The 10137-nt window shown below is 36.2% G+C and carries 11 protein-coding genes and 1 other RNA gene; 7 read left to right on the top strand and 5 right to left on the bottom strand.

Features of this window, described 5'->3' with window-relative positions; genetic code table 11:
- Positions 1-424: 424 nt before the first annotated feature.
- From petA to Q4503_RS17335, 5 genes are all read left to right on the top strand, one after another.
- Positions 425-1015, top strand: a complete 591-nt coding sequence (gene petA, locus Q4503_RS17355; protein WP_303603031.1) for a ubiquinol-cytochrome c reductase iron-sulfur subunit — start codon at positions 425-427, stop codon at positions 1013-1015.
- A complete protein-coding gene (locus tag Q4503_RS17350; protein WP_215974259.1) occupies positions 1015-2280 on the top strand; it encodes a cytochrome bc complex cytochrome b subunit in 1266 nt (421 codons plus the stop codon). The genes petA and Q4503_RS17350 overlap by 1 nt, the downstream gene beginning before the upstream one ends.
- Positions 2280-2978: a cytochrome c1 gene (locus Q4503_RS17345; protein ID WP_215974260.1), complete on the top strand. Its 699-nt coding sequence runs from the start codon at positions 2280-2282 to the stop codon at positions 2976-2978. The genes Q4503_RS17350 and Q4503_RS17345 overlap by 1 nt, the downstream gene beginning before the upstream one ends.
- A gap of 125 nt (positions 2979-3103) precedes the next feature.
- Positions 3104-3748, top strand: coding sequence for a stringent starvation protein SspA (gene sspA, locus Q4503_RS17340; protein WP_215974261.1), 645 nt, complete (start codon positions 3104-3106; stop codon positions 3746-3748).
- A 25-nt stretch (positions 3749-3773) separates the two neighbouring features.
- On the top strand, positions 3774-4244 hold the full coding sequence (locus tag Q4503_RS17335) for a ClpXP protease specificity-enhancing factor (RefSeq protein WP_303603030.1): 471 nt from the start codon (positions 3774-3776) through the stop codon (positions 4242-4244).
- 278 nt (positions 4245-4522) lie between these two features.
- Here Q4503_RS17335 and dolP read toward each other — a convergent pair whose 3' ends face one another.
- Genes dolP through Q4503_RS17315 form a run of 4 tightly spaced genes read right to left on the bottom strand, consistent with a single transcriptional unit; the run spans position 4523 to position 8164 of the window.
- Positions 4523-5119 (bottom strand): division/outer membrane stress-associated lipid-binding lipoprotein, encoded by a 597-nt coding sequence (gene dolP, locus Q4503_RS17330; protein WP_215974262.1) that lies wholly within the window; start codon positions 5117-5119, stop codon positions 4523-4525.
- A gap of 6 nt (positions 5120-5125) precedes the next feature.
- The gene (locus Q4503_RS17325) at positions 5126-5716 is read right to left on the bottom strand and encodes a phosphoheptose isomerase (RefSeq protein WP_215974263.1); all 591 of its coding nucleotides are present in this window, start codon (positions 5714-5716) and stop codon (positions 5126-5128) included.
- A 44-nt stretch (positions 5717-5760) separates the two neighbouring features.
- Positions 5761-6135: a YraN family protein gene (locus Q4503_RS17320; protein WP_215974264.1), complete on the bottom strand. Its 375-nt coding sequence runs from the start codon at positions 6133-6135 to the stop codon at positions 5761-5763.
- Entirely contained in the window at positions 6122-8164 is a 2043-nt protein-coding gene (locus Q4503_RS17315) for a penicillin-binding protein activator (protein ID WP_303603029.1), read from the bottom strand. Before Q4503_RS17315 ends, Q4503_RS17320 begins: the two co-directional genes overlap by 14 nt.
- A gap of 113 nt (positions 8165-8277) precedes the next feature.
- Between Q4503_RS17315 and rsmI the strand changes: the two genes are divergently transcribed.
- Together rsmI and rnpB are read left to right on the top strand one after the other, a co-directional pair.
- The gene (rsmI, locus tag Q4503_RS17310; protein WP_215974266.1) at positions 8278-9129 is read left to right on the top strand and encodes a 16S rRNA (cytidine(1402)-2'-O)-methyltransferase; all 852 of its coding nucleotides are present in this window, start codon (positions 8278-8280) and stop codon (positions 9127-9129) included.
- 117 nt (positions 9130-9246) lie between these two features.
- An RNA gene (rnpB, locus tag Q4503_RS17305) (RNase P RNA component class A) lies at positions 9247-9658 on the top strand.
- A gap of 250 nt (positions 9659-9908) precedes the next feature.
- Here the strand turns inward: rnpB and Q4503_RS17300 are convergent.
- A complete protein-coding gene (locus Q4503_RS17300; RefSeq protein WP_303603028.1) occupies positions 9909-10124 on the bottom strand; it encodes a formate dehydrogenase subunit delta in 216 nt (71 codons plus the stop codon).
- Positions 10125-10137 lie beyond the last annotated feature (13 nt).

Here is a 10137-nt window from a genome sequence, read left to right as displayed (position 1 = left end):
AATACACATCAATAACATCTGTATTATGTTATATCCCATTATTAGTAGGCGTAGTAGGCGAATAAATTCGCCCCTACGATGTTGGTATTCAATTCTTTCGTAGGGCATTTCTGTAAGGATGACTGTTGTCACCTGTAACTTGATTCAAAATCTTATTCATTAATATCCCAATCTTTTTCGTGTAAGTTACTTTTTATAATGATCAATATCAAAATATTTTGATATCTACCACACTTAGCTGACTTTTTACCTTGTAAAAAACGACCTATTTCTTTATGATCATAAAAATTTTTTGTCGATGTACCCCTTGGTATAAACTTGATCAAACAAAAATAAGGCATGTTGCTTATTCATCCTGAAATAATGCATAAGTAATAAAGCTAATAATAATTGTTTGGTAATCAATATGAATTGGAGAGTGTGAATGAGCAATGTGCCTGTAAATAACGGCCGCAGACGCTTCTTAACGGCGGCTACTGCTGTTGTTGGTGGTGCCGGTGTGGTCGGTGTGGCTGTGCCTTTCATTGGTTCGTGGAATCCAAGTGCTCGCGCGAAAGCTGCGGGTGCTCCAGTAGAAGTCAATGTAGGTAAAATAGAGCCAGGTCAATTAATCCGTGCAGAGTGGCGTGGTAAACCTGTTTATGTCGTACGACGTACTGAAGAAACAGTTAATAGCTTAGCCAAGCATGATGATAAATTACGTGATCCTAATTCAGAAGAAGCTCAACAGCCAGCTTATGCTACTAATGCTTATCGTTCTATCAAACCTGAATTTTTAGTTGCGCTGGGCGTTTGTACTCATTTAGGTTGTGCTCCAACTTATCATGGTGGCGACTATGAACAGTTTGTCGACGGTGTTAAAGATGGTTTCTTTTGTCCTTGTCATGGTAGTAAATTTGATATGGCTGGGCGTGTATTTCAAGGGGTTCCTGCACCATTAAACTTAATGGTTCCAGAGCATTCATTTACTAATGACAACACATTATTAATTGGTGTTAGTGAAGGAGAAGCATAATGTTGGCAAACTTTATGGCTTGGATAGATAAGCGTTTACCAGTAACTGATGCTTGGAATAAGCATGTTGCACAATATCCTGCGCCGAAAAACTTTAACTTTTGGTACTTCTTCGGCTCTTTAGCTATGTTAGTACTTGTAAATCAAATTTTAACCGGCGTATGGTTAACCATGAGCTATGAACCATCTGGTGATGGTGCATTTGCCAGTGTTGAATATATTATGCGTGACGTTGATTATGGTTGGTTATTACGTTATATGCATTCTACCGGCGCGTCAGCATTTTTTGTGGTTGTTTATTTACACATGATGCGTGGCCTTATGTATGGCTCGTATCAAAAACCACGTGAATTACTGTGGATCTTCGGTATGTTGATCTTCTTAGTATTAATGGCTGAAGCTTTTATGGGCTATTTATTACCTTGGGGTAATATGTCTTATTGGGGAGCACAAGTTATTATCTCCCTCTTTGGTGCTATTCCTGTTATTGGTGATGATTTAACATTATGGATTCGTGGTGATTATGTTATTTCAGGTGCTACATTAAATCGCTTTTTCGCACTACATGTTATCGCGATGCCATTAGTTTTAGTTATTCTAGTGTTCTTACATATTCTTGCTTTACATGAAGTTGGTTCAAATAACCCTGAAGGTACAGATGTAAAACAACCTAAAGGTAGTGTTAAACCTGAAGAATTAAGCAAGTTTAAATTCCATAAGCAATATACGGATAAATACGATATTGTGGATGCAATACCATTCCACCCTTATTACTCTGTAAAAGATATTATGGGTGTTGCTGGTTTCTTAATTTTATTCTGTTGGGTGATGTTCTTTGCGCCTGAAGGTGGGGGTTACTTTATTGAGGCTCCGAACTTTGAACCTGCTAATGGGTTAAAAACACCTGAACATATCGCACCTGTTTGGTACTTTGGTCCTTTCTATACAATCTTACGTGTTGTTCCTGATAAGTTATTAGGTGCTATTGCTATGTTTGGTGCCATTATTGTATTGTTCTTATTACCATGGTTTGATCGTGGTGTAGTGAAATCTGTTAAGTATCGCTCTAAATGGCACTTGTTTAATTTAATTCAATTTGCAATTTGTTTTATTATTCTAGGTGTATTAGGTACTTTACCAGCAACACCTGTAGCTAATTTAATTGGTACTATTGCAAGCTTTGGTTACTTTGGTTTCTTCGTAGCACTTTGGTTCTATTCTAAGAATGAAAAATGTAAGCCTGTACCAACGAGGATTTCTCACTAATGAAAAAATTACTGTTAATTTTATGTGCGCTTGTTCCATTATTTGCCACGGCGGCAGGTCCAAGTATGCAACTAGACAAAGCAAATAATGATTTATCAGATAAAGAATCATTAAAAAATGGTTTTAAAACGTATGTTAATTATTGTTTAGGTTGTCACCAATTAGGGTATCAACGTTATAATCGTACCTTTACTGATTTAGGTATTGATAATGCAGATGGTGTTGAAAATTACATGTACACAGGCGAAAAAGTTGGTGATCATATCACCAACACTATGCCTAAAAAAGAAGCCGCTAGTTGGTTTGGTACAGCGCCACCTGATTTAACGTTAGAAGCACGTTTACGTAGCCCAGATTGGATATATACTTATTTACGTTCTTTTTATATGGATGATAGTCGTCCATTTGGTGTAAATAACAAAGTATTTAAAGATGTTGGTATGCCACATGTGTTACAAGATCTGCAAGGTGTTAGTTCACTTGACGAACATGGGCACATGACACCTGCGATGGGTGGTAGTTTAACAACAGAAGAGTATGATGTTGTTGTTCGTGATTTAACTAACTTTTTAGAATACGTTGGTGAGCCAAGTAAGTTAGAACGTAAAAGCTTAGGCTACAAAGTATTAATTTTCTTGTTTGTCTTCTTTATTATTGCTTATTTCCTTAAGAGAGAATATTGGAAAGACATACATTAATAACAATGTAGACGGTTAACTTGAAGAAAGTAATTAGGCTTACTTTAAGGTGATATTATAGCGCGACGGGTTTCCACGTAAGGAAACTTCATCGCGCTTTTGTTTTATAAAGAATAGGAGGCCCTATGGCCGTAGCAGCAAATAAACGTTCAGTAATGACGTTATTCTCGCATGCTGATGATATGTATAGTCATCAAACACGTATAGTATTAGCAGAAAAAGGTGTTGGTGTTGATATTAATTATGTTGATTTGGCAAACTTACCGGAAGATTTGATTGATTTAAATCCCTATGGAACAGTGCCAACATTGATTGATCGTGAATTAGCCCTTTATGAAGCTAAAATTATTATTGAATATTTAGATGAACGTTTTCCTCATCCACCATTAATGCCTGTTTACCCAGTATCACGTGGCCGTAGTCGTTTAATGATGCACCGTATTGAAAATGATTGGTATAGCTTAGCAAAAACTATTTTAACGGGTAGTGCTGAGCAAGCGCAAAAAGCACGTCAAGAGTTAAAAGAAAGCTTGTTGAGTGTAGCTCCAATATTAAATGAAGCTCCTTATTTTATGAGTGAAGAGTACAGCTTAGTTGATTGTTACTTAGCACCATTACTATGGCGTTTACCTGCTTTTGGTATTGAACTTGAAGGTCTTGATGGCTCAAAAGAGCTGAAAACTTACATGTTACGCTTATTTGAACGTGAATCATTTCAAGCTTCATTAACTGAAGATGAACGTGAATTACGTTTTGGTCATCCTGCTTAATATGGTTGACGCGACTTCTATAAAAATGACTTCTAATAAGCCTTATTTAGTTGGGGCTTTTTATGACTGGATTTCAGACAACGATTTAACGCCATACATTGTAGTAGATGTGAGTGTTTACGGTGTTTTGGTGCCTATGTCTTATGTCAATGATGGTCAAATTGTATTAAATATAGCATCACCTGCTGTTGGCAGTATTGCTATGGGTGAAAAAGCTATTGAGTTTAGTGCGCGTTTTGGCGGAAAACTCGAGCATATGACCGTACCTTATGGCGCAATTTCAGCTATCTATGCTAAAGAAAATGGTGCTGGTACTTCATTTGCAGTAGAGCACCCAAGTGATGATGAGATTAATGCTAAAGATAGTTTGATTACTGATGAGACTGAAGCCAAGGCAAAAACTAAGCCGAGTCTGAGTAGTGTTTCCTCTGGTGATAAACCAGCAGAATTGAAAAAGTCGTCTAAAAGTAAAGCTAGTTTAAAAGTTATTAAGTAAAAATAGGGCTCTCGTTCTATAACTTGTTTATATAAAACCTTTTTATTGAACTTTAAATAGTAAGGTTTTTAATTATATTAGGATGATGGACTATAGTTTGAGTAAAGAATCTTATTTACACCATAAGTCTTTATTTAAGAGGATAATGTTTTAGTTACTAATGATAAAAGCATTCTCAAAGCGAAGATACGATGTATTCTGTAACCGACAGAATACATCGTCTTATAACGAATATCAGCATTGATTAATGTTTGGGTTGTTAACAATACAGTTAACGGTTAAATATATTCAAACGCTTTAAATACCTTATTAACTCCACTAATGTTACGAGTAATATTTACCGCAGCATCAGCCTCTTTTTTAGATACAATTCCCATTAAGAAAACCTCGCCATTTTCTGTGATAACTTTAATGTTCTTACCATTAACACTACTATCAGAAAATAAGGCCGTTTTTACTTTTGAAGTTAGCCATATATCATTGGTGCGTGTAGTTACCGAAGTAATACTACCAATACGTATTTGATTATGTACACGTACTACCCCTTCAATTTCGCTAATAATCTTGATTGCTTGATCTTTAAGGTAAGTGGTAGGTGCTTGCCCAATAATCAATACCGAACCATTTACGCTTGTTAGGTGTAAATTTGTATTGTCACTTAAGGCTTTATTTTTTGCGATACGATTATAAGCATTAACTTGAATAGTTTGGTCGTCAATTTGATTACCTATACTACGACGATCTGTTGCCATACTTGCACCAGCAGTAATAGCGACTACTGTGACTGCTGTACAACCTTGTAAAATACCTAATAGGAGTAGTGTGCTAACAATTTTTGTTGGTCGATTCTTCGAAATTTTAGATAAAATAGCCATAGTTAATCAAAGCTCCGATTGTGGAAATAATGTTGTATCAATAATTTCACATAAACAGTGCAGCACAATGAGGTGCACTTCGTTAATACGCGCAGTTCTAGAAGATGGTACTCTAATTTCAACATCTCCTTCACCTAATAAACCGGCAATATCACCCCCGTCATGACCTGTTAATGCAATGATAGGCATGTCACGAGATACTGCACTTTCAACTGCTTTAATTACATTCTGTGAGTTTCCGCTGGTTGAGATAGCTAGTAAAATGTCACCATTATTACCAATGGCACGAATTTGCTTTGAAAAGACTTCATTATACTGGCCATCATTAGCGATAGAAGTTATTACGACACTACCTGAAACGAGTGATATAGCAGGTAAACTTGGCCGTTCTGCTTCGAAACGATTCAGTAATTGCGAACAAAAGTGTTGAGCATGTCCAGCTGAACCACCATTACCACAAGCAAGCATTTTATTACCCGCTAACAAACATTGCACCATCATCATGCCTGCTTGCTCTATAGCGCTAGAAATAGCCTCTGTTGCTGCTATTTGTGTTTGAATACTTTCGGTAAAATTATTTTGGATCTGTTCTAACATGTGGGCTAAATAACTCCAGTATTTTGCTATCGCTTAAACATTGACTAAAAAGCATTCTTTAGCCAAGTAACTTGTGGTTGGTTAATATCACCTTCTAGAGCAATAACGTCAAACCTACAAGGGGTATTATATTCATTTAAATTGGCTTTATGCAGAAAAAATGCAACACAATGTTTAATTTTTTGTTGTTTTGATTGAGAAACGGCAGAAATGGCGCCGCCAAAGTTGTTATTTTTACGATATTTTACTTCAATGAAGACGAGTGTATCTCCGTCTTTCATAATAAGATCTATTTCACCTTTTCGACAGTGAAAGTTTTTATCTATAAAAAGTAAACCTTGTTGGGTTAGATATTGCTGGGCAAAGCCTTCACTAGCTTTGCCTTTACTCTGACTTGTTGGCGTTTTATTCCATGCCAATTTGTGTCACCTTGTTATTTTTGTACTGACCCCAAATAAGACTTCGGGTAAGTATGTTTTCATCATTTAAAGTTAACTCACCTGTTTGACCAAAATGACGAATATAAGGCGCTTTTTTCATAAGCGGGAGTTTATTTAAAAGTTGATAACTGTCAAATCCCATAGCAAATATTCTTGATAAGCTATCTGAACGTTTAGGCCATAAACTATCGCTAAGTTCGCTTAATGACTTATTTTGCTCTTTTGATGCTAGCAACCAAGGTATTTGGGTAAAAGTAAGGCCATGTAAATCATTAGTACTACTTGCATTGTATTTATCATTAAAATTACTATGACTTCTAGAACTAGCATATACAGGGATGACTTTAGCGAATGGACTGATATTTACATCGATATAAGGTTTAATTAAGCGAGTTTGAGCAGCACTACCAATAAGATAAATCATATCAATATCACGACGATTTCTTGTTTCTGATTTTATATTGTTTTTTAGGCTGCTACTTAATTGTTTTATGCGATCTTGGCTAGCATTAATATCTAGATTTTCTTTCAAACTTGCCTGCATTTGTTTACCTTGAGTGAAATAAACTATTTCTACCGATTTTCCTGTAGAGGCTTGCCATTGTAGTCTAAAAGCGTGGGCTATACGTTTTGATACTCTATCGTTATGACTTAATATCATTGGGTTATGATAATCTTGCTGGCTGAGTGTGGCAGCAGCTTGAACCGCTTCATCTTCTGGGCGCATAGATAAGGCAACTTGAATTTCAGAAAGTTGATGTTCAAAGGGCAAGTTCAATAATAATGTTGGCACTTGAAGAGCTAAATTTTGCATGCTTGATGCTAAAAATAGTTCAACATTTGGTTTTAATAAGGGACCAATGACTTGATTAATATTAAGTTCAGAAAATTGTGCTGCTAAGTTTTCCCAGTCAAGTTGGTTAGTGTCAATAAAGTAAATATTACTTTTTTCATGGCTGTTCAAGTGATTTTCAGCGTTGTTTTGATTATCACTTTCATAAGCGGCTAATATTCCCTGTTGGGCGGCTAGGCCTGCTTTTTGTTGGCTGCCACTTAGTGGTAACAAGATAGCTATGTTGTTAATTTTATTTCGATTTTCAGAGATATCTTCAATGTTGTTTTCGACAATACGCTCAGGGCTATGGATCGCGGAATTGGTTGCTTTTAATTGCTCTATTATGTTGATGCCAGGGTGTTCAGGGTTTTGTTGCTGCCATAAACTTAAATAACGTGAAAACTGTTTGGGATTAGCACCGAACTGATGGCTATAATTGAGTAATGTTGCCCAGCCTTTAATTAATGGTGGCTTATTGTTAATAAGTTGTTTTAATTGCCACTGTGGTAATACTTCAAGGTTATGCCAAATAGCTTGAATATCATCATTTGTAGGGGTAGCGTTTAAAGTGAAAGCACTCAATTGCGCAGTAAGTGCTGATACATTGTATCCTTTTTTCGCTAATACTTGACTCAATACTTGGTAATATTCAAAAGATGGTTGTAGTGATGGAATTGTGCTCTCATTAGTAGTGTAGGTCACCAATTCATTAGCTAGTTCTAATTGTTGTAGAGCTTGCGGTAAATAATTTAATGCGAATAAACTACGAGCTTTTATTACTAATAATGTGTAAGTTTTTTGATAGTCTTCCTGATAAAACGCTGTAATTTCATTTGCTAACAAAAGTGCTTTAGCATAATTCTGTTGTTGAAGAAAAAGCTCACTTGCTTCAATTAATAATTTATTAACGACTGCTTGTTGTGCAAGTAATGACTCTTCATCACGAGGCAATTTAGCATTTAATGATTGTGCCGCAGCGAGTTTTTCTTCCGCTGTTGCAGTTGTTTTGACTTCCTTAAGCGTCGCTTGAGAAACTGGCGTACTTTCTTTTTGGGTTGTAGGTTTCGAGCTACAAGCCGAAATAAATAAGGCTATCAATATCAATAGTATAAAAGATACATTGGCGTGCTTTTGTTTAAATAAATTAAACACTAGAAAATTAGTTTGACTCAAGTGGAAAAATCCATGCATTTTTAACTCTGTGTAGGGTTATAATAAACGCCATTGCAGTGAGTCTCAACTAAATCCTGCACCTTAATAAGTATCAATGAAAGAAGTAAGTTGAAATGAGTGAAAACATAATAAATCCCGGTACTTTGTATATAGTGGCTACGCCTATTGGAAACTTAGGTGATATCAGTTCAAGAGCGTTATCGGTATTAACTCAAGTTGATATTATTGCCTGTGAAGATACTCGCCATACACAAAGACTATTGTCTGCGCATGCAATTAAGAATAAAACATTATCAATGCATGATCATAACGAACGCCAACGACAAGATTATATTGCGCAACTATTGCAAGAAGGAAAAAGTATTGCTTTAGTCTCTGATGCGGGAACGCCGCTAATTAGTGATCCTGGCTTTCATTTAGTTCGACATTGTCGTAGCTTAAATTTACCTGTATCGCCTATTCCTGGTGCTTGTGCTGCTATTGCGGCGTTAAGTGTTGCTGGGCTACCAACAGATCGATTTTCGTTTGAAGGTTTTTTACCTTCAAAGTCTGGTGCAAGACAAAGTACGTTATTAGCATTAATTAATGAGCCGAGAACGATGGTTTTTTATGATGCTCCTAGACGGGCTATTGACACAGTAAAAGACATAGTGGCTACATTAGGTGGCGAACGTTATGTGGTTATTGCTCGCGAATTAACAAAAACTTTTGAAACTATCCATTCAGATACCGCTGAAAATTTTCTTGCTTGGCTCGAACAAGATGCTAATCAACTTAAAGGTGAAATGGTGTTAATTATTGAAGGTTATAAGGCTGATCCAGATGAAATCTCTGCAGAAGTCATTAAAACTTTAAAGTTATTGTTAGTTGAAATGAAACCGAAAAAAGCCTGTGCTATTGTTGCTGAAATTTATGGTGTAAAAAAGAATGCACTTTATGATATTGCACTAAGTTTAAAAGTATAGAGCTATAAAGCATTACATCGCTATATTGAGTGTTCATTATTATATTTCTTTATCGTTATAAGTGCGTTTAGAGAAACAGATCCTTGCTCATTAGAATACTAACAGGTAAAATGCGCTCGAGTTGACTAGACAATCGCTGCTTACTGAATTTATTTAGTGGGGGGAGGAAAGTCCGGGCTCCGATGAGCAGGGTGCCAGGTAACGCCTGGGCGGCGCAAGCCGACGACAAGTGCAGCAGAGAGAAGACCGCCGATGGCTATCTTAATTTATTAATATAGAACAGGTAAGGCTGAAAGGGTGCGGTAAGAGCGCACCGGATTGCTGGTAACAGTAATTGCAGGGTAAACTCCACCTGGAGCAAGACCAAATAGGGTTTCATGATTATTAAAACGCAAGTTTTGGTAATATAAGCGTGGCTCGCGTGGAAACCGGGTAGGTTGCTTGAGCCTTAGAGTGATTTAAGGCCTAGACGAATGATTGTCACTTCCTATGGAAGATACAAAACCCGGCTTATGTGTCATCTCACAAATTTTAGTAACCGTTTGAATTATTTTAAATAGCTCAAACGGTTTTCTAAAACTCTTCTTTATATTTTACTTCGAATAAGTATTCACTCGCTCGTTTTCAACTATTGAAACTTAAATATACTGTTATATGAATGCAAATAATCTATTGGTTGTTATTATCAGACAATTATTTATTAGGTTGCAAATTGGTTGTCTGATAAAAACATTAAAGTTGAACTGATAATATTCCCTCTATTAAGTCGAGGGATAACGTTATAGTTGAGCTAATGCTAGTTTTATGGTGGGAGATAGCTGTGCACCATCATTAGCAGCATACTTGAGTATGTTTTCTTTCATGGAACGTGCCCAAAACCTTTTTACATGATTAGCTACGACTTTTGCCGTTTCTTCATCTGTTTTTTTATAATTATTATTATTAGCAATTTGATTGAGCATACTAACTAAGTTTTCAATTTGAGAACTACTCATCACTATATCTTCC

Source organism: Colwellia sp. 6_MG-2023 (assembly GCF_030547765.1).
Taxonomy (GTDB): domain Bacteria; phylum Pseudomonadota; class Gammaproteobacteria; order Enterobacterales; family Alteromonadaceae; genus Colwellia.
This window is presented reverse-complemented; position numbering and strand designations above follow the sequence as displayed.

Excerpts from the sequence above, each read along its gene's own strand:
- petA (WP_303603031.1), top strand. The coding sequence starts at position 425 with ATGAGCAATGTGCCTGTAAATAACGGCCGCAGACGCTTCTTAACGGCG.
- Q4503_RS17350 (WP_215974259.1), top strand. The coding sequence starts at position 1,015 with ATGTTGGCAAACTTTATGGCTTGGATAGATAAGCGTTTACCAGTAACT.
- Q4503_RS17345 (WP_215974260.1), top strand. The coding sequence starts at position 2,280 with ATGAAAAAATTACTGTTAATTTTATGTGCGCTTGTTCCATTATTTGCC.
- sspA (WP_215974261.1), top strand. The coding sequence starts at position 3,104 with ATGGCCGTAGCAGCAAATAAACGTTCAGTAATGACGTTATTCTCGCAT.
- Q4503_RS17335 (WP_303603030.1), top strand. The coding sequence starts at position 3,774 with ATGACTTCTAATAAGCCTTATTTAGTTGGGGCTTTTTATGACTGGATT.
- dolP (WP_215974262.1), bottom strand. The coding sequence starts at position 5,119 with ATGGCTATTTTATCTAAAATTTCGAAGAATCGACCAACAAAAATTGTT.
- Q4503_RS17325 (WP_215974263.1), bottom strand. The coding sequence starts at position 5,716 with ATGTTAGAACAGATCCAAAATAATTTTACCGAAAGTATTCAAACACAA.
- rsmI (WP_215974266.1), top strand. The coding sequence starts at position 8,278 with ATGAGTGAAAACATAATAAATCCCGGTACTTTGTATATAGTGGCTACG.
- Q4503_RS17300 (WP_303603028.1), bottom strand. The coding sequence starts at position 10,124 with ATGAGTAGTTCTCAAATTGAAAACTTAGTTAGTATGCTCAATCAAATT.